General features: G+C 68.6%; 26 protein-coding genes. 14 read left to right on the forward strand and 12 right to left on the reverse strand.

Annotated features, from left to right (window positions below; translation table 11 throughout):
- Positions 1–39 precede the first annotated feature (39 nt).
- The gene (gene tnpC / locus HG543_RS04625) at positions 40–1,545 is read left to right on the forward strand and encodes an IS66 family transposase (protein ID WP_169343421.1); all 1,506 of its coding nucleotides are present in this window, start codon (positions 40–42) and stop codon (positions 1,543–1,545) included.
- Between the two features lie 137 nt (positions 1,546–1,682).
- Entirely contained in the window at positions 1,683–2,189 is a 507-nt protein-coding gene (locus HG543_RS04630) for a hypothetical protein (protein ID WP_169343422.1), read from the forward strand.
- 14 nt (positions 2,190–2,203) lie between these two features.
- Here the strand turns inward: HG543_RS04630 and HG543_RS04635 are convergent, their stop codons facing one another.
- The 3 genes from HG543_RS04635 to HG543_RS04645 all read right to left on the reverse strand — a co-directional run bounded on the left by HG543_RS04635 (position 2,204) and on the right by HG543_RS04645 (position 4,640).
- A complete protein-coding gene (locus tag HG543_RS04635; RefSeq protein WP_169343423.1) occupies positions 2,204–3,907 on the reverse strand; it encodes a DUF262 domain-containing protein in 1,704 nt (567 codons plus the stop codon).
- A gap of 86 nt (positions 3,908–3,993) precedes the next feature.
- Positions 3,994–4,137, reverse strand: a complete 144-nt coding sequence (locus HG543_RS04640; RefSeq protein WP_169343424.1) for a hypothetical protein — start codon at positions 4,135–4,137, stop codon at positions 3,994–3,996.
- A complete protein-coding gene (locus HG543_RS04645; RefSeq protein WP_169343425.1) occupies positions 4,134–4,640 on the reverse strand; it encodes a nuclease-related domain-containing protein in 507 nt (168 codons plus the stop codon). Before HG543_RS04645 ends, HG543_RS04640 begins: the two co-directional genes overlap by 4 nt.
- A gap of 317 nt (positions 4,641–4,957) precedes the next feature.
- Between HG543_RS04645 and HG543_RS04650 the strand changes: the two genes are divergently transcribed.
- Entirely contained in the window at positions 4,958–5,479 is a 522-nt protein-coding gene (locus HG543_RS04650) for a hypothetical protein (protein WP_169343426.1), read from the forward strand.
- A 277-nt stretch (positions 5,480–5,756) separates the two neighbouring features.
- Positions 5,757–5,936, forward strand: coding sequence for a hypothetical protein (locus tag HG543_RS04655; RefSeq protein WP_169343427.1), 180 nt, complete (start codon positions 5,757–5,759; stop codon positions 5,934–5,936).
- A gap of 406 nt (positions 5,937–6,342) precedes the next feature.
- On the opposite strand, the gene HG543_RS56735 is transcribed toward HG543_RS04655, so the two are convergent.
- Complete coding sequence (locus HG543_RS56735; RefSeq protein ID WP_169343428.1) at positions 6,343–6,921, reverse strand: imm11 family protein; 579 nt, start codon at positions 6,919–6,921, stop codon at positions 6,343–6,345.
- A gap of 5 nt (positions 6,922–6,926) precedes the next feature.
- A complete protein-coding gene (locus HG543_RS04665) occupies positions 6,927–7,667 on the reverse strand; it encodes an AHH domain-containing protein (protein ID WP_169343429.1) in 741 nt (246 codons plus the stop codon).
- A 598-nt stretch (positions 7,668–8,265) separates the two neighbouring features.
- On the opposite strand from HG543_RS04665, the gene HG543_RS56170 reads away from it, so the two are divergent.
- Both HG543_RS56170 and HG543_RS56175 read left to right on the forward strand, forming a co-directional pair.
- Entirely contained in the window at positions 8,266–8,784 is a 519-nt protein-coding gene (locus HG543_RS56170; protein WP_216673650.1) for a collagen-like triple helix repeat-containing protein, read from the forward strand.
- A 40-nt stretch (positions 8,785–8,824) separates the two neighbouring features.
- On the forward strand, positions 8,825–8,947 hold the full coding sequence (locus tag HG543_RS56175; protein WP_281404357.1) for a hypothetical protein: 123 nt from the start codon (positions 8,825–8,827) through the stop codon (positions 8,945–8,947).
- A 13-nt stretch (positions 8,948–8,960) separates the two neighbouring features.
- Here the strand turns inward: HG543_RS56175 and HG543_RS04675 are convergent, their stop codons facing one another.
- Together HG543_RS04675 and HG543_RS04680 are read right to left on the reverse strand one after the other, a co-directional pair.
- Positions 8,961–9,269 (reverse strand): AzlD domain-containing protein, encoded by a 309-nt coding sequence (locus HG543_RS04675; protein WP_169343431.1) that lies wholly within the window; start codon positions 9,267–9,269, stop codon positions 8,961–8,963.
- Positions 9,266–9,982 (reverse strand): AzlC family ABC transporter permease, encoded by a 717-nt coding sequence (locus HG543_RS04680; RefSeq protein WP_169343432.1) that lies wholly within the window; start codon positions 9,980–9,982, stop codon positions 9,266–9,268. The genes HG543_RS04675 and HG543_RS04680 overlap by 4 nt, the downstream gene beginning before the upstream one ends.
- Positions 9,983–10,170: 188 nt before the next feature.
- On the opposite strand from HG543_RS04680, the gene HG543_RS04685 reads away from it, so the two are divergent.
- The 4 genes from HG543_RS04685 (at position 10,171) to HG543_RS04700 (ending at position 14,649) form a co-directional block, all read left to right on the forward strand.
- Positions 10,171–11,070, forward strand: a complete 900-nt coding sequence (locus HG543_RS04685) for an alpha/beta fold hydrolase (protein ID WP_246356752.1) — start codon at positions 10,171–10,173, stop codon at positions 11,068–11,070.
- Between the two features lie 146 nt (positions 11,071–11,216).
- Positions 11,217–11,615, forward strand: a complete 399-nt coding sequence (locus HG543_RS04690; RefSeq protein ID WP_169343433.1) for a YciI family protein — start codon at positions 11,217–11,219, stop codon at positions 11,613–11,615.
- Positions 11,612–12,874, forward strand: coding sequence for a sigma-70 family RNA polymerase sigma factor (locus tag HG543_RS04695; RefSeq protein ID WP_169343434.1), 1,263 nt, complete (start codon positions 11,612–11,614; stop codon positions 12,872–12,874). The genes HG543_RS04690 and HG543_RS04695 overlap by 4 nt, the downstream gene beginning before the upstream one ends.
- A gap of 257 nt (positions 12,875–13,131) precedes the next feature.
- Complete coding sequence (locus HG543_RS04700; protein WP_169343435.1) at positions 13,132–14,649, forward strand: Hsp70 family protein; 1,518 nt, start codon at positions 13,132–13,134, stop codon at positions 14,647–14,649.
- A 32-nt stretch (positions 14,650–14,681) separates the two neighbouring features.
- Here the strand turns inward: HG543_RS04700 and HG543_RS04705 are convergent, their stop codons facing one another.
- Positions 14,682–15,302, reverse strand: coding sequence for a TetR/AcrR family transcriptional regulator (locus HG543_RS04705; RefSeq protein WP_169343436.1), 621 nt, complete (start codon positions 15,300–15,302; stop codon positions 14,682–14,684).
- A gap of 99 nt (positions 15,303–15,401) precedes the next feature.
- Here HG543_RS04705 and HG543_RS04710 point away from each other — a divergent pair, with 99 nt between their 5' ends.
- Positions 15,402–16,142 (forward strand): SDR family NAD(P)-dependent oxidoreductase, encoded by a 741-nt coding sequence (locus HG543_RS04710; RefSeq protein ID WP_169343437.1) that lies wholly within the window; start codon positions 15,402–15,404, stop codon positions 16,140–16,142.
- Positions 16,143–16,152: 10 nt separating this feature from the next.
- Positions 16,153–16,470, forward strand: coding sequence for a quaternary ammonium compound efflux SMR transporter SugE (gene sugE / locus HG543_RS04715; protein ID WP_169343438.1), 318 nt, complete (start codon positions 16,153–16,155; stop codon positions 16,468–16,470).
- Here sugE and HG543_RS04720 read toward each other — a convergent pair.
- Positions 16,442–17,860 (reverse strand): cytochrome P450, encoded by a 1,419-nt coding sequence (locus HG543_RS04720; RefSeq protein WP_169343439.1) that lies wholly within the window; start codon positions 17,858–17,860, stop codon positions 16,442–16,444. The genes sugE and HG543_RS04720 overlap by 29 nt on opposite strands.
- A gap of 135 nt (positions 17,861–17,995) precedes the next feature.
- On the opposite strand from HG543_RS04720, the gene HG543_RS04725 reads away from it, so the two are divergent.
- Positions 17,996–19,030 carry an AraC family transcriptional regulator gene (locus tag HG543_RS04725; protein WP_169343440.1) on the forward strand — a complete coding sequence of 345 codons (1,035 nt, stop codon included), beginning with the start codon at positions 17,996–17,998 and terminating at the stop codon, positions 19,028–19,030.
- A gap of 20 nt (positions 19,031–19,050) precedes the next feature.
- On the opposite strand, the gene HG543_RS04730 is transcribed toward HG543_RS04725, so the two are convergent.
- The 3 genes from HG543_RS04730 to HG543_RS04740 all read right to left on the reverse strand — a co-directional run bounded on the left by HG543_RS04730 (position 19,051) and on the right by HG543_RS04740 (position 21,778).
- Positions 19,051–19,935, reverse strand: coding sequence for a nucleoside hydrolase (locus HG543_RS04730; RefSeq protein WP_169343441.1), 885 nt, complete (start codon positions 19,933–19,935; stop codon positions 19,051–19,053).
- Positions 19,936–20,043: 108 nt separating this feature from the next.
- Complete coding sequence (locus HG543_RS04735) at positions 20,044–20,940, reverse strand: zinc metalloprotease (protein ID WP_246356753.1); 897 nt, start codon at positions 20,938–20,940, stop codon at positions 20,044–20,046.
- 160 nt (positions 20,941–21,100) lie between these two features.
- Positions 21,101–21,778, reverse strand: a complete 678-nt coding sequence (locus HG543_RS04740) for an SOS response-associated peptidase (protein ID WP_169343443.1) — start codon at positions 21,776–21,778, stop codon at positions 21,101–21,103.
- Positions 21,779–21,872: 94 nt separating this feature from the next.
- Between HG543_RS04740 and HG543_RS04745 the strand changes: the two genes are divergently transcribed.
- Positions 21,873–22,085 carry a hypothetical protein gene (locus HG543_RS04745; RefSeq protein WP_169343444.1) on the forward strand — a complete coding sequence of 71 codons (213 nt, stop codon included), beginning with the start codon at positions 21,873–21,875 and terminating at the stop codon, positions 22,083–22,085.
- The last annotated feature ends 161 nt before the right edge of the window (positions 22,086–22,246 follow it).

A 22,246-nucleotide genomic window follows, 5' to 3' on the forward strand; every position in this document is an offset into this window, starting at 1 on the left:
CCCTGCTGAATGGCCCACCCGGTGGGTTGTTGAGCGCGGGTGCCCCGAGTCCTTCCCCTCGACCATCATTGTGCCTGGCGGGAGGAGGCTGAGGAACTCAAGGCCGAGGTGGGGCGCATCGGCGGGGAGCTGGACGCGCTCAAAAGTCAGCTGACGGCTCTGCAGCGCCACGTCTTCGGCAAGAGGACCGAGCGGCTGCCTCCGGTTGCCTCCGAGCTGCGCGGGGAGACGACGAGCGCCGAAAAGAAGGCGGCGCGGGACGTGGCGGCCCAGAAGAAGCGGCGCGAGCGCGCGGCCCGCAAGGCCGCCGAGTGCCCCACGCGCGAGATTCGGCACACCGTCCCCGCCGGCGCGCGGCACTGCCCGGCGTGCGGCAGTGAGGAGCTGAAGCCGGTGGGAAAGGGGCGCACCAGCGAGGTGTACGAGTACCTCCCGACGCGCTTCGAGCGGCAGGTGCATGTGCGCGAAGTCCTCGGGTGCAAGCGCGGTCAGGGCTGGGTGACGGCGTCCGGGCCGGCCAAGGTGGTGGACAAAGGCGAGTACGGCCCCGGCTTCCTGGCGCACGTGGTGACGTCCAAGTGCGCCGATGCCATGCCCCTGCACCGGCTGGCCCTGCGCGTGGAGCGCGGCGGCGTGCCGATGAGTCGCAGCACGCTGACCGACCTCTTCCACCTGTCGGCCTCGGTGCTGCTGCCGCTGTCGCGCCACCTGCTGCAATGCGTGGCGTCCTCAGAGGTGGTGTGGGCCGACGAGACGCCGCTGCGCGTGCTGGACGTGAAGAAGACGAAGCGCGGCTATCTCTGGACCTTCCTCACCCAGAACGCCAACGGCGACTGGCTCCTCGGCTACCGCTTCAGCTTGGGCCGCGCGGGCACGACGCCCACGGAGGTGCTGCGTGGCACGAGGGGCGCACTCGTGGTGGACGCGTACACCGGCTACAACGCGGTGACGCTGCCCTCGGGGCGAGTGCGCGTCGGGTGCTGGGCGCACTGCCGGCGCCGCTTCTTCGACGCACTGGCCACCGCGCCCGAGGCCCGCGAGGCCCTGGACCTCATCCTCGCCCTCTACCGGGTGGAGGCCCAGGCGCGCGAGGCGGACGTGGTGCGCACGGCCACCCACCGCCAGTTGCGCCAGCAGCACAGCGCTCCGGTCCTTGAGAAGCTGCGCGCCTGGCTGGAGGCGCAGGCCCCGCGGCACCTGCCGAAGGGGCCCATGGGCCAGGCCATTGCCTACGCGCGCAACCAGTGGGAAGCGCTGAGCCGCTTTGTCTCGGATGAGCGCCTGCCGCTGGACAACAACCGCGCGGAGGCCGCGCTGCGCAAGGCGGCCCTGGGCCGGAAGAATTTCCTCTTCGTCGGCCACGAGGCCGCGGGCGAGAACCTCGCCGGCCTCTACGCGCTGGTGGCCACCTGCGAGGCCAACGGCGTCAACCCCGAGGAGTACCTGTCCGACGTGCTGCTGCGCGTGCAGACGCACCCCAACTCACGCATCGGCGAGCTGCTCCCGCACGAGTGGAAGCGTCGGCGCGCCGCCGATTCCTCCTGAGCGCCGTCGCTCGGTCTCTCTCCCCTCCACCTGCTCACGCTCGGACTCGCGACCACTGCCGAGCACAGCCCTCGTCCGTCTTCAAGCGACCTGTACAGCTTTCACCGGACGGATACGGCCGCCGGGCCCTCGGCGCCGTGCAGACGCTGCTGGGCGTGGAGCCGGTGGGCAGGAAGCTGACGGACGCGGAGTTGGCGGTACTGCGCAGCGTGTACGGCGACTTCCTCGACACCTCGAAGCTTCGCATCAAGGAAGGCGACGTGGGCCTGCTTACCCTCTCCGGCCGGCCCTTCACCCACGGCAACACCCTCTACATTCCCCGTAAGCACCTGCCCCTCACTGAGGAGCTGCTCGTCCACGAGGCGGCCCACGCCTGGCAGCACCAGAATGGCGGCACCGACTACATGAGCGAGTCCCTCGTTGGGCAGTACCTGGGCGACGGCTACGACTTCGCCAAGGCCCTCACGGAAGGGAAGTCCTGGGCGGAGATGAGTCCGGAGCAGCAGGCGGAGCTACTCGAGCAGGCCTTCCGCCAGGGCTGCTTCAAGACGCCGCCGAAGCCCTGCCTCGTCCACGGGAAGGACTACTCCGCGCAGCTCGCCGCTGCCCTGGTGGAAGTCCGCGCGGGCCGAGGGGCGCCGTAGCCGTTTCCTGGGCGCTAATCCTTCATGGGCCAGCGCCACGCGTCACGCGCGATCTGAAAGAGGCGACTAGTGCGCCCCATGATTTCCATTTCCCCCCATACCTGAAGTGCGCCCAACTCCCTCGTAAGGAAAATATCAGACTGCGCAAACAAGGGTCGCTTCGCACTAAATGGCTTGTTCGAAGCCGTTTGATTCCGGCTTCCAAGAAGAAGGGTTAGGTTTCCAATCTTTCCAACGAGTTGTTCTGCCCGTTCACGGGATAGCCCACTGCTCGAAAGCACTGCGTGCGTGAGCGTTCTCGGCAGGACATGTTCAACATGTACCTTGTTGGAGCCGCGAATCGCGGTCTCACCTGTCGACACGAAGTCATTGAGTCGCTCAAGGATTGCGCGCCACGTCGCAGTTACGTTCTCAATATCGACCTCGACGAAGCTTCGCTCAAAACGACCATCATCAGGAACCAGCGGTCCTACCTCTTCAGCAAACAGCGCCAGCGGATCTCCTTGCCGTTTCCGAAGCTTCGAGCAAAATGAATCGTAGGCCTTCTCAAGCTGATTCGGATTCTGACTTCCAATCACAGAGTACCTTACAGTCACCACCTCGCACGCCCGCACCAGCTTTGGAAGTTCACCAGGGAAGCGCCGCGCACAAGCCAGCAACACCGGCCTGCAGGCACGTGCTCGGAACGCAACCAGCCTTTTTAGGCCTTCGCGCGTTTCCTCCGCCCATTCGGAGCCCGCCCGCTCGGGAAATGCAATTACGGAGTATAGAGCAGCGGCGTCGCGCAACTCTTCCACAAAGTCGCGAGCCTTCCTGTCCGAAATCTTTGAAATGTGATCGCGCAGTCGGTCGTACAGCCTGTCTTTCCGAACCCCCTCGTGGAATGCGATCCAGAAGTACCGAAGAAAATGAACGACCTCCTCGGCGCCAACCAAATCCGACACCTGTCCCCAAAGATCCCGAACCTCGGACAAATACTGCTCGGATTGGGCGAATAGTTTGTTTTTCACAAGATCGGCGGCATTAAGCGGAAGCCCTCGATCATTGAGTGTTTCAAACAGACGAAATGCCGCCGCCTCGCTGTGAGCAAGAATGCGAACAAACTGAATCTTATAGAGCACCTGTCCAGCCATGGCCACCAGAACTTCGGAGCGTGAATGGCGGCTCGGCTCTAGGCTTTCGCACGCCTTTTCGACATAGGTGTCAATCGTGCGAAACGCTTTTGCTAGCAACGTTTTCCTGTGGACTCCCTGCTCAACCTTGCGCGGATCGACTAGCAGTTGAGCATAAACCACCATGTCCTCATCTTGAAGAACGATCTTTGGGGTTTCCTGGCGACCAAGCTTTCCCGCAGTGAGGTATTGTTTAATTTTATCAGCAGAAGCGACCTCGCTCAAGGCGCGAAGTTTCTGCTCCAGCACGGCAAGCACCAGCGTGATCGTCGTCAGGCGCTGCTGGCCATCCAATACTAGGGCGGGGCGAACGCTTTCTGGTTGTTCCTGTACCACAATGGAGCCCAAGAAATAGCTGGACTCATCCTCCTTAGGGGGAAGCCAGTCGTCCGTCTCGGAGTAGATATCCTCAAGCAATTCGCCTACTTCGTCCTGCGTCCACGCATAGCTGCGCTGGTAAACCGGAATTTCAAATGCCACCGAACGAGGAGCAAATAGCTCCTCGACGGTCAAGGTGTCAGAGTCATAGGAGAGTTCGTTGGCCAAGACGTTGTCCTTTGATGTTCAATCGACACCACTACAAAACATATCAGCTACACAATCAAGATTAGGGAGTGCCGCCCCTCCCTTCCTCACTCGGCCCACGCCTCTTCGCGCCGTGCGGCCTCGACGAGTTCGAACACCTCCGCCACGCCGAGCGTCACTGGATGCGCGAGGAGTCCAGGCACCAAGTCGCTGTGGTGCAGGACGGCCACGTTGCGAGGCGGTTGTCTCACGAGGGGCTTCCGGTGGGCAAGGACGAGCAGCCCTGCACCCACAGCTTCCGCCGCTGCGTGGCCGCGAGGAGGCAGGCGCGGACGCGCTGGGCCTCCTCCTCCAGTTTCTCCACGTAGCCCCTGCGGCGCCCGCCCACCAAGACGTCGTCCCCGTCCACCACCACCTCCCCGTGCACCGCCTTCGTGTTGAGGACGAAGACGCCGGGCGGGCCGATGACGAGGTGGTCCAGGTTGGCACCGCGGCTGCCCACGCGCACGTCATGCTCGACGTGCCACCCGTGAGGCCGGAGCTGCTCCAGCAACGCCCCCACGCGCTCCTCGCCGTCCGCGCCGAGACGCCAGGACTGCTCGTCTGTGTTGATGTCGAAGAGGAGGGCGAAGAAAGTCTTGACGGGCGCGGCGTCCGCCAGTTCCTGCTGCTTCTCCCGTGCGCTCTGCCCTGGCCTGCGCTCGGTGCGCGTCGCGACCGGCTTGGGCTGCGGCTCCCTCTTCCTGAAGGACATGGATTCCCCCTCCTCGTGCCGTCTCGGGCACGGCAAGGTCTGACGGTAGCGCGTGAGCCCTGGCGCCGGGCAGCGGGTCCGACTCACCCCACAGGGACCTAAGCCAGCCGAAGGAAGTTTTGTCAGGGGCAACCACCGCCGAGGCCGGTAAATCGAGCTTCGGTGCCGCTACCCCCTGAACGGAATTAGTCGGGATGGCTTAGCCAATCGCCGGTGCAGTGCGCGCCGAACATGAGAGCACCTCTCCGTGCGGGTGCGCTATCCTCGTTCGTACAGCTCTCGGACTCGGGCGGTTCAATCGCGCCACAGGGGAAACCATGATAACCGAGCCAGTTCAGGCGAACATCGCACGACTGCTGAGTGTTGCGCACACCACTCTGAACCTTCTTAGGGATTACAGCGGCCGGCCAAAGCGGGAGCGGGATGTGGACCCAATGCTCTACGCGATACTCAATGCGCGCTTCAAGCAACCGGGAGCCCCTGTAACGAGGCAACATCCGATTCAAATGCTCGGTTCAAGGCGTTTGGTCGATTTTCGCATCGGTGGCCCCAATCCTATCCTGCTTGAGTTTGCGTTCAGGCCCCGCACAGGGGGAGGCGATCTCTGCAGCAGCACAAACGAATCGGAGATCCTGAAGTTGTCGCGGTTCCCTCAGACCGAAGCCAAACTCCGTGCTTTGCTGCTCATTGATGCGTCCTCCTCTGGCCCCTACGAACGCGTGCAGCTTGAAACCAAATACAAGGACATAAGGACCAGCCCCGGAAAGTTCGACAGATGCCCCGTGCGCGTCATCTATGCCCACGAAAAGGAGAGCTTTCACTTCTGTTGGACCCCTTGACCAGGGCTGCCGTGTGCATCAGCCGCTTTCGGCAATCGCAAGCAGCGAATCGCAGCGCACCCCCTATCTGTCCGGGGGAGAAGCGCCGGAGCACGAGGTACCCGCTGTGACATAGCAACCAGCAAGGGCTGACCGATTCGCACCGGAATACCCGACGAGTTCCGAAAGTGCCCTGCGGCGACCGCAACCGACTGGTAACCGAGGTCACCGCCCCTTCTCTCGCGTGGAGGTGCCCACGTGCGGAGAGCCCGTCTCCCAGCCCCCGACGCCAGAACAGGTGCGCAGGAAGCGCGTCCGCGAGGACTACATGCGCGACCTGCGCCGGCTTCGCGGTGAGCCCGAGGAGCCACCGCCGGCCTCGCGCCAGCTCGCGCCCGATGAGCGCTGCAGGTGCGGCGGGCCGCTGATGCTGGTGGGCGGACGGAGCGTCTGCGCGCTGGGCACGCACGACGATTGAGCCATTCGTGGTGGCGGCAGGCTCTCTGGCGCGGCCACTTCCGCCTGTCTCAACCACCACACCCGCCGGGCATGGTGCTCCGGCGGGGCTGTTCTCGCGGCGCGGTGCAGCGCCCACCCGGGTAGGGAGAGATGCCCCCTGCCCTTCCTGCCCGGGTCCTTTCCCCGCGCTCTCGGAGGGTCCGTGGCATCGCATGACGCGCCCGCTGCCCCTAACGTCTGCTGGCAGTCCGGGCGCCTCCGCGTGGTCCGCCTGGGGACGCAGCCGCCCAGGCTGGAGGTGTTCGACGGGCCCGACGGCGAGGCGCCCTCGTGGTACGTGCCCGCGCGCCCTTGGGCCGAGGCGCCCGCAGTGAGCACCCTCGTCCAGGAGCTGGTCTTCGAGCTGGCACGGGGTGCGCCGCCCGTCACCGGAAGCCGGCCGAGTCATTCCAGTCCGACACGGGAATGAAGCGGAGCCCCTCCGGCGGCGGCGTGAGGCTCATCACCCGGTCCACGACGCTGCGGTGGAAGAGGTGCACCACTGCCTCCTCCAGGCGGAATGCGAGCCGTTCTTCTAGCGGCACGGCGCTGAGCACGTCCTCGTCCAAGACGAGCTTGTCGATGCTCAGCACCGCCCCATCACCCACCTCGAATGCCAGCGTGGAGCGAGTGCGGTCCACACAGTGCACCCGCCGCCACATGTGCATCAGCCAGTAGTGCAACACCGCATCCCCCACCTGGACGTCCGCCGGCACCCACTGCACCCCCTGCAGGCTCAGCGGCTCCATACACTCCTTGAGGCGCGCCGAGACTACCGGTGCAGGCAGGCTGTGGTGGTCCACCATGCGCGGCTTCGGAGGTGCCGGCTCCCCCAGCCTCAATCGCACCGGCTCCGATCGGTGAACCGGGCGCCCTTTGCGGAAGGCCAACGCGGACTCGTCCCACGCGAGGAGAGGATGCTCCTGGGAGCGCTCGCGCATGAGCACGAAGTATTCACTTTGCATGGCCTCTACTCCCCCACCTGGAGCTTACGCCTGGGAAGCGGCTCTCGCGTGCGTCCATGGCGGAATCCATGCCTCCTTCCGTGTGGGCAGGGCGTTCGGGGCTTGTCCCGAAGGCTCGACGCACCGGCGCACCCCACTCCGCCCGGCAGGTAATCCAGGCCGTCCACGGTGAGTGTCCACGTGCCGCGCACCACGTTGGCGAGAATGTTGGCGCTCAGGCAGTCCAGTTCCTCGGCGAGGGCGCTGGGCTTCGCGCAGTAGAACCCTGCCGCGACGCGCTCTCCCATCCGTTCCAGCAGACTCTTCACCGCATCCGGGTAGGCGAGGTCCATGTCATAGGCCCATCCGCCCGAATGAGGCCCCACGTGTACCGGAACCTCAAGCTCACATGCCACGGACAGCACCATGGGCAAGATGACGCCATTCTCCCGGCCGTTGATGTCGTAGCCAAACTCGCGGCAGAAGCGAGCCCAGTCCTCATCGTCCGCCATGGCCTCAGAGCAGATAAGGTGGTGCGCGGCGATGGACCAGCGCCCGGTGTACCAAGGGTGTGCGTCCGCCTCGGCGCCACCGAGGATGTTGTCCCGCAGGATGCCGGAGCTGCCGATGGAGCTGCCCCACGAAGGGGCGAACGGATGCCCCGGCTTCCCGCAGTACTCGCACGGAGGCTTCTTCATGGGCCGAGGCCCGTCGCCGGGCTTGGACTGGAGGAACATGACTCGGCGACCGCGGATGATGACGGGCATGGAGTCAGGAGACCTCCATGCCCAATCAACTCAGAACTGTCTGCCAGGGCCATAATCCATGCAATACCTGACACCTTGACAGATACGAGCGCTCACGCCGCGCGGACCGGGCCCTTACGCAGCGCCAGCGCCAGCCGGCGGGCCGCCACCTAGCAGTAGCGCTCCTCAAGCTCGATGCCCACCGCGCGGCGGCCGAGCTGGCGTGCTGGAGTCCCCGCACCCGGGGTTCCCCGGCCGCGAGGTGCACAACGCTCGAAGCCCCGCAGTCCAGCGAGCTGCCTCCCGAGCCGGACTGGAAGACGGACCGGTGAACCGCTGACGCACGATCGCAGGTGATGGTTCCTCTCTCTGGGGCGAACCGGGTGCGCTCCTGCTTGTCACGCTTCTCAGGAGTGCTATCGGCTCACGCCTCATGAGCTCGAACCGATTCCTCGCGGTTGCCCTGTGCGCGGTGCTTGGCAGTGCCTGTTCCTCGAAGGAAGGCCCACAAGGTCCCCAGGGTCCTCAAGGGCCGCAGGGCCTCCCCGGTCCCGCCGGCGGCCCGCCCGGCCCGAAGGGTGACCCCGGCCCGCAGGGGCTCAAGGGAGACACGGGCCCCGTGGGCCCCAAGGGAGACACGGGTCCTCGCGGAGAGGCCGGTCCCCCGGGACCGAAGGGAGACACGGGAGACCGTGGCCCGGCGGGCCCTTCCGGCATGGGCAGCACCATCGTCATCAAGGACGCCATGGGCCGGGTGGTGAGCCATGACTTCCTCTACATCGACGAGCACGGCTACATCTGGCAGCTCGACTTCGAAACCGCCCAATTGCAGGACAACTACACCACCTCCACCACGATGGTTTTCTTCACGAGCACCGACTGCACTGGCTCGGGCTATCTCGCCTCCTTTCACCTGCCGCGGTACCCCTTTCGCATCGAGGGCGAGACCGCCTACCGGGTGCGCCGGGATACGCAGCAATCCGAGCAGATGACGGTCCGGTCGCATCGGAGCGGAACCCGATGCGAGAACAGCGAGTTGCCGGGCCGCTACATCCCGCTCGCAAGCACCGTGCCGGACCAGCCCATCGTCCGCCCCTCGCTGGACTTCACGCCGCCACTTCACATCGAGCGGCCCTGAGCTCCTACCGCGCCTCCGGTGCGCTACCTATAGTCGCGGCATGACCCAGGTCGGAGGCATGGAGATTGTGGTCGGCGGGCTCTGCTGCCTGTCCGTCGTGGTGGGCCTCATCGTGGCCGGGGTCCGCCTCGGCCGCCGGAAACACCAGGAGCGCGGGCCGTAGGCCGGCGCTCGGCCTACCCGATGCCGAGCAGCCGCAGCACCGCCGTCGTCGCCGCCGCCGCGACCACCACCCCCACGAAGGGCAGTCGCAGCAGCGCCAGCGCCGCCCCCACGGCCACGCCAGCCGGACGCGCCCAGCCCACGAAGCCTCCATTCGAGGTCAGCGCCGCCGTGGCCACCAGGGCGGTGAGCAGCGCAATCGCCGACAGCGACATCAGTTGCTGGACCCGCGCCGACAGCTTGAGCCTGTCACTCAGCAGGGGACCGGCGAGCCGGAAGGCGAACGTCCCGGCGGCGAGGATGAGAATCGGGAGCGCGTTCATCGCAGGGCCACCGCCAGGGCCAGGAGCGCGAGGAGCACCGGCACCCCCGCCGGCAACAGCGGCGTGGTCACGAGCGCGATGAGCGCTCCCACGAGCGCCACCCTTCTCGCGAGCGCTGCCTTCCGCTTCGCCTCCGCCGCCGCTTCCGCCCCACCCTCTCCCGCTGCCTTCTCGTCGCTCCGAGCCATCAGCGAAGGCAGGAGCAGCGCCAACATGCCCGCCGGGAACGCCGCATCGAGCCCGAGCGCATCCGGGTTCCCGAAGGACTGCCCCGCCAGCGCACCCACCAGCACTCCGACATTCCAGGCCACGAACAGCGCCCCTCCGCACAGCCAGTACGCCGCGCGCCGCCGGGCCGGGTCCTGCTGCGCCAGCGCGAACGCCACCGACTCGTCCACCATCAGGTGCGTGCCGAGCAGCCGCATGGGCCAGGAGCGGCCCAGCACGTCGGAGACGACCAGTCCAAAAGGCAGGTGCCTCGCGTTGAGCAGCAGCCCGGCGAACACCGCCGCCACCGGGCTCCCGCCTCCGGCCACGATGCCCACGAACATGAACTGCGAGCCTCCCGCGAAGACGAGCAGCGACATCAGCGAGGCAATCCACACGGACAGTCCCGCCGCCACCGCGATGGCTCCAAAGGAGATGCCGATGACGCCCGCCGCCGCGGCGATGGCGGCGACGTCTCGTATCAGCGCGCGATCAACCTTTCCCATGGCGCCCCTTTATTACGCCCTCATCCACGAAGCGCTGCTCTTCTGTCATTCCGTGGCGCTTTCCCCATGGCCCATCGGCGACTCGTTGGCCAAAACGCGGCATGCCGCCCGCTGCTTCGTGTCCCGCTTCTGTCATCCCGGGACAGCCCTCCCCGCCGTCGCGGGTCTGGAAATGAACGAGGCATGGTATGGCCGGCGTCATGTTCGACGGATTCTCCTCGCAACGCGTGCGGACACGGAACGCGGACATCCATCTGATCCGCGGCGGACACGGCCCGACTGTGCTGCTCCTCCACGGCTATCCACAGACCCACGCGTGCTGGCACCGGGTGGCGCCGGTCCTGGCCCGGGAGTTCGCCGTCATCGCCCCCGACCTGCGCGGGTACGGAGACAGCCGTGGCCCCGCCGATGACGCCGACCACCGCGCCTACTCGAAGCGCGCCCTCGCCGAGGACATGGTCGAAGTCATGACCGCCCTGGGCCACCCGCGCTTCCACGTCGTGGGCCATGACCGCGGCGCCCGGGTGGCCTATCGCCTCGCGCTGGACTCGCCCGACGCCGTCCGCTCCCTGACGACCCTGGACGTCATCCCCACGCTCGAACTCTGGCGTCACGCGGACAAGGCCTTCGGCCTCTCCACGTACCACTGGTTCTTCCTCGCCCAGCCCGAAGAGATGCCCGAGAGGCTCATCACCGCGAGCGCCTCGTTCTTCCTCGAGCACACGCTCCGGAGCTGGGCGGCGCCGGGCTTCCAGTTCGCCCCCGAGGCCCTCGCCGAGTACCAGCGCTGCTTCACCCCCGAGGTCATCCGCGCCTCCTGCGCCGACTACCGCGCCGGCGCCACCACGGACGCACAGGATGACGCCAACGACGAGGCCTCCGGACGGCGCATCCGGTGCCCGATGCTCGCCCTGTGGTCTGGCCTGACGGCCAGCGCCCAGGAGGTCTCCCAGCCGCTCGCCATCTGGCGCCGGTGGGCGGACGACGTGCGCGGCAGGCACCTGCACTCCGGCCATTTCCTTCCGGAGGAGGCTCCGGACGAAGTGTTGGCGGAGCTCCTCCCATTCCTGCGGTCCATCCAGGGGTGACGCCCCAATGATTCCGCCGGGTTGGAGCCCTCCGTGAAGCCCTGGGAAAAATCATCATCGGCCATGTCGAGGGCCCGCGCCCGGCTCCGACATACCTGTGACCGCGCACTCAATGACGAGGCGCCGGACCTGAGAGGGAGCCAACCATGAAGTACATGCTGATGATGAACACCCACGGCGGGCCGTACCAGATCACGAACTGGCCGAAGAAGGACTTCCAGGCCCACATCGCGTTCATGATCGACTTCGTCAAGAAGCTCGGCCAATCGGGCGAGCTGGTGGCGGCCGAAGGCCTGTCCGGGCCCGACCAGGCGAAGCTCGTGCGCGCCGGCCCCGACGGCAAGCCCATCACCGACGGCGTCTTCCCCGAGTCCAAGGAGTTCCTCGCCGGCTTCTGGATTGTCGACGTCGACAGCCCCGAGCGCGCCTACGCGATTGCCGCCGAGGCCTCCGCCGCCCCGGGTCCCGGTGGCAAGCCGCTCAACATGCCCATCGAGGTGCGGCAGGTGCCGAGCGGCCCGCCGCCCACCGACTCCCTGCCGTGAGGCCGTCGTCTCCCGACAGACGCATCGAGCACCTGCTGCGTGAGCTCGCGCCGCGGGTGCTCGGCGTGGTCGTGCGGCGCTTCCACGACTTCAGCGCCTCCGAGGATGCCGTCCAGGAGGCGCTGCTCGCGGCGGCCTCGCAGTGGCCTCGCACCGGCCTGCCCGATGACCCGCGCGCCTGGCTCATCCAGGTCGCCGCGCGGCGCATCACCGACCACGTCCGCGCCGACGCGGCCCGCCGACGCCGCGAGGCGCTCGTGGTCAGCCTCATCCCTCCGGAGGAGCAGCTCGCCCTCGCTCCCGACGCCAGTGACGCGGCGGAGCGCGACGACACGCTCGTGCTGCTCTTCATGTGCTGCCATCCCGCGCTCTCGACGGCCTCCGCCATCGCGCTGACCCTGCGCGCCGTGGGCGGCCTGACGACGGCGGAGATCGCCAAGGCGTTCCTCGTCCCCGAGGCGACCATGGCCCAGCGCATCAGCCGCGCGAAGGCGAGCATCAAGGCCTCCGGCGTGCCCTTCCAGCTGCCCACGGAAGCGGAGCGCGCGCAGCGGCTCGGCGCGGTGCTGCACGTGCTCTACCTCATCTTCAACGAGGGCTACACGACCAGCTCCGGCCCCGAGCTGCAGCGCACCGACCTGTCGAGCGAGGCCATCCGCCTGACGCGCATGCTCCACAACCTCCTCCCGCGGGACGGCGAGGTCTCCGGCCTGCTGGCGCTGATGCTCCTGACCGACGGGCGGCGCGCGGCGCGGACCGGGCCGGAAGGCGAGCTCATCTCCCTCACCGACCAGGACCGGAGCCTGTGGGACCGCGACGCCATCGCCGAGGGCATCGCGCTCGTCACCGCCACGCTGTCGAAGGGCTCCATCGGCGAGTATCAAATCCAGGCCGCCATCGCCGCCGTGCACGACGAGGCGCCGCGCGCCGAGGACACCGACTGGCCTCAAATCCTCGCGCTGTACGGCGTGCTGATGCAGCTCACCGACAACCCCATGGTGAGGCTCAACCACGCCATCGCCACGGCCATGGTGCACGGCCCGGCCGCGGGGCTCGAATTGCTGAAGGCGCTCGACGACGACCCTCGACTGGCGGGGCATCACCGGCTCGACGCCGTGCGCGCCCACCTGTTGGAGCGCGCGGGTGACCGGAAGGCGGCAATTGTCCTGTACCGCAGGGCCGCCGGCCGCACGATGAGCCTCCCGGAGCGGAACTACCTCATGGCCCAGGCGGCCCGGCTGGGCGACCTGCCGGAGTAGCGCCCGCCTCCGGAGCCACGACGGATGGCCGTCCCCCACCCGGCACATCTCCTCCGGGCGCCCCCCAGCGCGGTGCCACGGAGCCCATGGGACGACCTGACGCTCCAGGTAGCCCGGCCGGTCTCCGCGTGCCTCCGAGGCCTCGACACTGCGTGAAGAGCCGACGAGCAGCCGCGCGGAATCCGGGGCTTCCCTCGCACGGCCCCGCACTTCAGGGGCTGAAGCGAAGCCCCGGACGTGGGACACTCCGCCCCCGTATGAGCACGGCCTCCATCCTCGGCATCGACTTCGGGACCACCAACACCTCGGCGGCCTTCTTCGACAAGGCGGGCAAGCTGCGGCTGGTGCCCGTGACGGACAAGAGCTTCACGCTGCCGTCCGTGGTGTGGTTCCACGCGGCGGACAAGTCCATCGTCGGCCATGCCGCGCGGCGGCAGATCATCGACGACCCGCGCCACACCGTCTTCGGTGCCAAGCGCTTCCTCGGGCGCCGCTTCCAGTCCGAGTACGTCACCCAGCACAAGGACAAGTATGCCTTCGAGCTGGTCGAGGCCCCGGACGGCTACACCGCCGTGACGATGTACGGGAAGCAGACGTCGCTCACCGACGTCGCCCACCTCATCATCAAGCAGATCCTCACCCTGGCGAACCACGCCGCCGGAGAGCCCTTCCGCGAGTGCGTGCTCACCGTGCCCGCCCACGCCAGCATCCGCCAGCGCGAGGCCGTGCGTCAGGCCGCCGAGCAGGCCGGCCTCCAGGTGCGCGCCATCGTCAACGAGCCCACCGCCGCCGCGCTCTACTACGCCAACCTGCGCAACCCCGAGCAGACCGTCATGGTCTTCGACCTCGGCGGTGGCACCTTCGACGCCACCCTGCTCGCCGTGCAGAACCGCGTGGTGAAGGTGCTCGCCACCGGCGGTGACGCCTTCCTCGGCGGCGCCAACTTCGACGAGCGCGTCGTGGAGATGCTCGTGGAGGACTTCCAGCGCAAGCACGGCATCGACCTGCGCGGGAACAAGGTGGTGATGCAGCGGCTCGTCTTCGCCGCCGAGTCCGCGAAGATGTCCTTGAGCCAGCGCGACGCCACGGTGATGCGCGTGCCCTGCATCGCCCAGAAGGACGGCGCCTTCATCGACTTCGACTACACCCTCACCCGCAAGCAGCTCGAGGAGATGGTCTTCCAGCTCATCGAGCGCACCGCCTCCGCCTGCGACGACGTGCTGGAGCGCGCGAAGCTCAAGGCGGACCAGATTGACGAGCTCGTGCTCGTGGGCGGCCAGACGCGCATGCCCGCCATCCGCGAGCGCTTCTCCCACTTCAAGCGCCTGTCCTCGGAGAAGGAGGTCCACCCGGAGCTCGGCGTGTGCGTGGGCGCGGCCATCCTCGGGCGCAACCTGGCGCGCGGCATCGCGGGCCTCGCGGACGTGGTGCCCATGCCCATCAGCGTCATGGTCCCCGGCGGCGCCCAGCACGAGGTCATCCCCGCCAACACCCCCGTGCCCGCCACGAAGTCCATCTCCATGGAGCTGCCCCTCATCCCCGGCCCCATCTCCCTGGCCCTCTTCGAGTCGCTCGATGCCACCACCGTGGACCGCGAGCTGCTCGGCACCGTCCGCGTCGACCTCGACTGGCGCACCACCCACAAGGGGCCCACCACCCTGGAGGTGCGCATGGGCCAGGACTTCGTCCTCAGCGCCGCGCTCGTCTCCCCCCAGGGCCACCGCCACGCCCTGCCCATCACCGACCTGCGTGCCCCCAAGCGCGCCGTCTCGTAACCGCGCGGCACCCAGGCCGAGGGCCGGCGGCCTCAGCGCTTCTTCGTCCCACGCTTCACCAGCGAGTCCCACGCGGCCATCGCGCAGTCGACGATGGCCGTCATCGCCTCGAGCGTGGCGCCATCCCGTGCCTGGATGGACAGGCCGTGCAGCACCGTGGCGTAAAAGCCCGCCATCGCCTCGGTGTCCGTGCCCCTGGGCAGCTCGCCCTCGGCGATGCCCCGCTCCAGCCGCTGCTGGATGTCGGCGATGGCGGCCTTGCGCTGCTCCGCGAGGAACTGACGCACGCCCTCGTTCTCCGTGGTGCCGGACACCGCCGCGAGGACAATCATGCAGCCGCTCGGCTTGCCGGGGTTCGCGTACTCCCGCACGTTGTCGCGCAGCATGGCCTCGATGGCCTCGCGCGCCGTGGGCACGTCCCGCAGGGCGCGGTTCGTCGCCCCGCCCTCCAATGACGTGTAGAGCTCCACCGCCTCCCGGAACAGCGCCTCCTTGCAGCCGAAGGCGGCGTACAGGCTCGGCGCCTTGATGCCCATCGCCGATGTCAGGTCGCTGAGCGACGCGCCCTCGTAGCCCTTCTCCCAGAAGACCTGCATCGCCTCCCGCAGGGCGGCGTCCCGGTCGAAGTGGCGCGGGCGGCCTCGGGTCGCCATCCTCCACTCCTTTCTATATCGACCACTAAAATAATCCCTTGCCCCTCCCAGACAAGGCCATTACCTATTTTGTATCAATCGCTACAGATAGGAGCGCACATGTCGGGACTCATGGGAAGGGTGGCACTCGTCACGGGGGGAAGCCGAGGCATTGGGGCAGCCATCGCCCGGCGGCTCGCGCTGGAGGGCGCCGACGTGGCGCTGACCTACGTGAGCGCGGCGGAGAAGGCCCACGCCGTCGTCCGGGACATCCAGGCCCTGGGACGGCGGGCGTTCGCCATCGCCGCGGACGGCGCGAGCCCGGAGGCCACCCAGCGCGCGGTGGAGGTGACGGTGGCGGAGCTGGGGCGGCTCGACATCCTCGTCAACAACGCGGGCATCTTCCCCTACGGGCCGCTGGAGTCGGTGACGCTGGAGGAGCTGGAGCGGACGCTCGCGGTGCACGTGAAGGCGTCCTTCATCGCGTCGCAAGCGGCGGCGCGGCACCTGGGCCAGGGAGGACGCATCATCAACATCGGCACCTGCCTCGTCGACCGGGTGCCCCACTCCGGCGTCACGCTCTACTCCATGAGCAAGGCGGCGCTGACGGGCCTCACCAAGGGGCTGGCGAGAGACCTCGGTCCCCGGGGCATCACCGCCAACATCGTCCACCCCGGTCCCATCGACACGGACATGAACCCGGCTGACGGACCGGGCGCGGACCCGCAGCGCGCCCTGCTCGCCCTGGGCCACTATGGCGAAGGCGAGGACATCGCGTCAGCCGTGGCCTGGCTCTCCGGCGAGGGCGGGCGCTTCGTCACCGGCGCGTCCATCGCCGTCGACGGTGGCTACACCGCGTGAGGGGCACGACATGGCGTGGGTCCTCCTCGTCGTCGCGGGCCTGCTGGAGATTGTCTGGGCGCTCGCGCTGAAGCAGGCGCGGGGCTTCGCCCGGCTCGGTCCGGCGCTGCTCGGCATCACCACCGCGGTGGTGAGCTTCGTCATGCTGTCCGCCGCGCTGAAGAGCCTGCCCGTCGGCACCGCCTACGCGGTCTGGGTGGGCATCGGCGCCGCCGGGGTGGCGCTGGCCGGCATCCTCGTGCTCGGGGAGAGCGCCTCGCCTGCGCGGCTGGGCTGTGTGGCGTTGATTCTCGCGGGCGTCATCGGGCTGAAGCTTCTCGAACGTTGAGGGAGCGCCGCTCCAGGTGCATGGGCAGCCCTCCCTTGGGGCGCAGGGTGATGAGCGGCTCGGGCGTCAGCACGTGGCCGGGGACACGCCTCGGCCGGAAGCGCTGCGCCACGGTGGCGAGGATGAGCTGCGCCTCCATTATCGCGAACCCATTGCCGATGCACTGACGCGGTCCCCCGCTGAAAGGGAAGTACGCGTAGCGCGGCCGCTGCGCGCTGGCCTCGGGCGAGAAGCGCTCCGGGATGAACTCCTCGGGGCGCTCCCAGAAGTCGGGGTGACGGTGGGTGACGTAGGGGCTGATATCCACCGTCGTGCCCCCCGGAATCCGGAAGCCGCCGATGACGTCGTCCTCCTTCACGGCCCGGCTGAAGATGTACGCGGGTGGGTAGAGCCGCATCGCCTCCTCCACCACCATCCGCGTGTAGGCCAGCCGGCCCACGTCCGCGGCCGTGGGCAGCCGCCCCTCCAGCACCGCGTCCAGCTCGGCGTGCAGCTTCGCCTCCACGTGCGGGTGCTGGTCGAGCAGCGCCCACACCCAGCTCATCGCCGTGGAGGTCGTCTCGTGGCCGGCCACCAGCATCGTGAGCACCTCGTCGCGGAGCTGCTCGTCCGTCATCGTCTCGCCGGTCTCCTCGTCGCGCGCCAGCATGAACATGGAGAGCAGGTCGCCCCGGTCCTCGTTGCGCTGGCGGCGCTCGGCGATGATGTCCATGACGGCGCCCCGCAGCGCGCGGCTCGCGGCTCGGAACTCTCGGTCATAGCGGGTGGGCAGCACCGGAGGCAGCAGCCGCATCGTGCGGAAGCGGGTCACCGTCTGCTCGCTCAGCACGTTGAACGCGCTGCCCACCACCTCCGCCTTGTCCCCCACCGAGGTCCCGAACAGCGCCGCGCCGACGATGCTCAGCGTCAGCCGCATCATCTCCTCCACCATGACCACCGGCTCGCCGCGAGCGGCGGAGGCGTCCCAGCCTTCCAGCATCCGCGCCGTGGCCCGCGTCATCTCCTCCGCCATGGCGGCGATGCGCTGCCGGTGGAAGGCGGGCTGGGCCAGCCGCCGCTGCCGCAGCCAGAAGGAGCCCTGGCTCGTGAGCAACCCGTTGCCCGCGACGCGGCTGACCAGCCGGTACGAGAAGTGGTCCTTCGTGTAGTTCTTCACGTGCTCCTGCAATACGTGGCGCACGCCGTCCGGGTGCGAGATGAGGTGTGACGTCGTCGGCCCCACCCGGTAGCGGGCCACGTCCCCGTACTCGCGCCTCACCCGCGTCAGCAGGCCGAGCACGTCCCGGCGGGCCTCCGGCAGCACGCCCAGCAGCAGGTGGCCCCGGGGGCCCGAGGCGATTCTCGGAGCGGCGGGGGTGTTCGATGAGGTCATGGGGGTGGTCGTCGTCATGGCGGCTTCTCCTCGCGAGGCGATACATGGCGCGAGGGGCCGCCGGGTGCATTGTCCCGGGCCGCCAACCCGTTGTCCTCCGCCGCCACGCCGGATTGCGGCCCCAGGGCCCCTGGTCCATGCTGCCTGCGTCCCATGCGTCCGCAGTCGCTCCAGGGTTCCATCTTCCGCACGCTGTTCCGCGTCGGGGAGTCGCTCGACATCCCCCGCGCCCGCCTGCTGGAGGCCGCCGACGAGACGGAGGAGCGGCTGGCCGTCCAGGACACCCGCGTGTCCTACGAGGCGCTGCGCCGCGTCTGGGAATTGCTCGTCTCGGTGGGCAACGACCAGCCGCTCGGCGTGCGGTTGGCGGAGTGCCTGGAGCCCACCCACTTCGGCCTCGTGGGGTACGTGCTCGTCAACAGCCCCGACCTGCGCACCGCCATGGTGCGCCACTGTCGCGTCTACACGCTGCTGGACCCGCGCACGGCGTGGCACACCACCGACACGCCCTCGGGCATGCGCGTGGAGCTGCGGCTACACCCCGAGGACGCCTGGGCCATCGCGCTGCGCCACCCCGCCGAGGGGCTGATGCTGGCCCTTATCGCCACCGGCCGCGCCCTCACCGGCACCCGGTGGAGCCCTCGCCGGGTCCGTTTCGCGCACCCGCGCCACGCGGCCTCGTCCGCGGTGGACGACTTCCTCGGCATCACCGCCGACTACGACGCGGGTGCCTACGCCATGGAGGCGGATGAGCCCATCCCCTCGCTCCCCATCCGGCACGCCGACATCGACCTGGGCAACCTCCTCCATGCCCGCGCCGAGGCCGCCCTGGCCGACGCGCACGCCGCCGAGCGCCGTGCCTGGAAGGAGCGCGTTCGCGAGGTGCTCGCGGCGCAGCCTCGCACCGGAGAACTGGGCCCGGCGGAGGTGGCCTCCCGTCTCGCGGTGAGCGAGCGCACCCTGCAGCGCCGCCTGCGCGAGGAGGGCGCGTCCTTCGCGGGACTGGAGGACGAGGTGCGCCGCGAGCGCGCCTTCCAGCTCCTGCGCGATGGGCAACTGGCCCACTTCGAGATTGCCTTCCTGCTCGGCTTCAGCGACCCCAGCGCCTTCACCCGCGCCTTCCGGCGGTGGAGCGGCACCACGCCGCTGGCCTGGCAGAAGGAGCACGCGCCCGGGACGATGTCCTGAACACCGCGAGCCACTTCGGTTCAGCGGGGCACGGCGCGCACGAGGGTCTCGAAGAAGCGCTCCCGGTCCAGCGCCACGGAGATGGACGTGTTCGAGTCGGGCGCCAGCTCCGCGCCCCACTCACCGCGCTCGCGCACCGGCTGCACGCGGGCCCAGGTGACGATGTCCCGGTCGATGGCCGCGCACGCCGCGATGGGGTCGTGCAGCAGCTTCCCGTCGGGCTTCTCGCGCAGGTAGCGCTCCATGGCCTGGAAGATGAGCACCAACCCGGCCGTGCTTTCACGATAGGGCCGCACCCGCTCGTGGAAGGCGGCGTCCCAGGCCACCCCGTGCGTGACGTTCTTCGACACCAGGTCACGCGAGCCGATGCGGTCCGAGGACAGCGCGAGCAGCGCCCCCTTCGGGTCGCCGTTGAAGTTGAACGTGGGGCAGGTGCGGCGGCCGTCGAACTTGGACAACCGGTGCTCCGGCGGCACCACGTTGTCCCCCGCGAAGCCGCCCTGGGCCACCCAGCGGCGCAGCCGCGCGTCGGGGTGCTCCTCCAGCAGCAGCCGCAGGTTCTGCAACGGCGCGCCCGTGACGAGCGTCGCCTCCGGGTACCGCGCGAGCGTGCCCGCCAGTACCGCATGTGCCAGCGCGTCGGGCTCGGCGGGCTCCAGCTTCCCGAGCCACTTCCAGTGGAAGCCGGAGACGCTGTCCTTCTCCGAGTCCGGATTGCGCGCGCCCACCGCCACGTCGCCGCGTCCCAGGCGCGACAGCAGGTGGCGCACCAGCCCCAACTGGGCGCGCGTGCCGGGCGTCACCGTCACCGCGCGCAGCGTCACCTCGGGGTGCGCCCCCAGAAGGCAGAGGGTGAGCGCGTCGTCCGGGTCGCTCGTCTCCATGTCGAAGATGACGTCCTGCATGGCCCCTACATAAACGCGCCAGGGCCATTTGTCCGTTCCGGCGAGCGGAGCGGAACGACAACGGCGCCACCGGGGACACACACGGCCCCGGTGGCGCTCAACCCATGACTACTTGCCGTATCGGTACGCGCTGAACATCTGGTCCATGCGCGCGTCCTGGCCCGCGGTGAACTGGTTCATGCAGGCGTCGTCGGTGTAGTCCATGAAGTTGTAGATGGGGTCCACACCCGTGCCGCTGCACGTGTCGCGGCCGGCGGGGCAGCCGAACGCCGCGCTGCGCTCGGCGGGCGTGTCGCTCACGGAGTCGCCCGTCTTGGCGCAGCCGCCCTGGAACGTGTGGTACAGGCCCATCCAGTGGCCGACCTCGTGCGTGCCCGTGTCGCCCAGGTTGTACGGGGCCGCCGAGCCGCCCGGCACCGACGAGTACAGGATGACCACGCCGTCATCCGTGGGCGCGCCCGCGTACCAGTTGGGGAAGGTCGCCCAGCCCAGCAGCCCGCCGGACGGGTTGCAGGAGTAGATGTTGAGGTCGTCCGCCGAGCCCTGGCGGAGCGCCGTCTTCATCGCCGTCTCCGTCGCGGTGTCACCGCAGCCGTTGAACCAGGTGCTGTTCGTCGTCCGCGTCGTCTGGACGAGCTGGAAGCTCCAGCCCCACTGCCGGTAGGCGTCGTTGAGCACGGTGATCTGGTCGCTGATCATCGCCGACGTCAGGTCGCCGTTGGACACGCCGGTGCCCTGGTTGATGACGTGGAAGTAGACGTTGATGGTGCCGCCCGTCACGGACGCGCCGCCACCGCCGCCGCCGCCGGGCTTCTTCGCGGCCACCGCCGCCGCGTGCTTCGCCAGGTGCTCCTTGACCTTCTTCTCCTCGTCTTCCGTCAACTGCCGCGTGCCGCAGCGCTCGCCGGCGGCCTTCGCGGACAGGGACTGCGAGGTCTGCTGCGGGGATTCAGTCTCCGGCGGTGCCGTCGTGGGCTCCTCCTTGACACACGCGGTTGCGAGCAAACACGCACTCAGGACACCGAAACGCGAGAGACCCTTCATTCGTACGCCTCCAGTGGGGAAGGCGGAGGGCCATCCGCGGCCCCCCGCTAGAGGCGATTATCGCTGTTTCGATTTCCAAGGTTTCTGACCCGGCTGCTTTTTGCCGGGGGACTGAACAGACTCACGCGGCAACCACACGCTCCGTGCAGGTGGGACTGTCATTGGCCGGCGAGTTGACGACGCGCGACACCTCGTAGGCGTCCAGCGAGTCGTCGGCGAAGGGGACCAGCAGGGGCAGGAGGTGGGCCGGGTCCTGCGGCTCGGGGCGCAGCCACAGCGCGTGGGCCTGGGGCGCGAGGATGACGGGCATCCGGTCATGGATGGGGGCCATCAGGGAGTTGGGCCCGGTGGTGATGATGGTGCAGGTGTTGAGCACCTCGCCGGTGTCCGGCGCGGTCCACTCCTCCCACAGGCCGGCCAGGGCCAGGGGCTTGCCGTCCTTGCGGTGGAAGTGGAACGGCGTCTTCGGCTTCGTGGACTGCTTCCACTCGTACCAGCCGTCCACGAGCACGAGGCAGCGACGCTTCTTCAGCGCGGTGCGGAAGCTGGGCTTCTCCGCCACCGTCTCGCCGCGGGCGTTGATGAGCTTGCTGCCGATGCTCGGGTCCTTCGCCCACGAGGGGATGAGGCCCCAGCGGAAGGTGTCCATCATGCGCGCGCCGTCGTTGATGACGACGGGCATCTGCTGGGTGGGACAGAGGTTGTAGCGCGGGCGGTCCACGGCGGCGCGAATGCCGGCGAGGCCCAGCTCGGCCACGAGCTGATCAGGAGAGGTCCGGACGGTGACACGGCCACACATGGGGAAGGAGTATCGCCCCGTCCGGCGCCGGGCCCAAGAATCTCGCGGGGGTGACCGGAAAGCAGGCAGCCAGCCGTCGCGGTAGACTGTCGGTATGAGCGACGACAGCAAGTCCAACTTCGGCAAGCCCCACGAGCCGAAGAAGAACCCGAAGGTGTTCGGCGTGCCGGTGAAGATCGACCCGTACACCTCCGTGCGGCCGGACCACCCCACCGGCGAGTGGGGCATGCCCGACAAGAAGAAGAAGCGGGACGACGCGCCGTTCGACCCGTTCGCCGTCGTCATCGAGTCGCCCCAGGGCGACTGAGCGCCCGAAACGCGTGCCTCCGGCGCGAGCCCTGGTCTACAACGGCGCGCCATGACCCGGTCCGCGCTGCTGTCCGCCTGTGTCGCTGTCTCGCTGTGTGCCTGCTCGGAGCGCTCCTCCAGCCCCGCCGCCGGAGGGGATGCCGGCGCGCCCCCCGCCCG

It is taken from the genome of Pyxidicoccus fallax (assembly GCF_012933655.1).
Taxonomy (GTDB): domain Bacteria; phylum Myxococcota; class Myxococcia; order Myxococcales; family Myxococcaceae; genus Myxococcus; species Myxococcus fallax.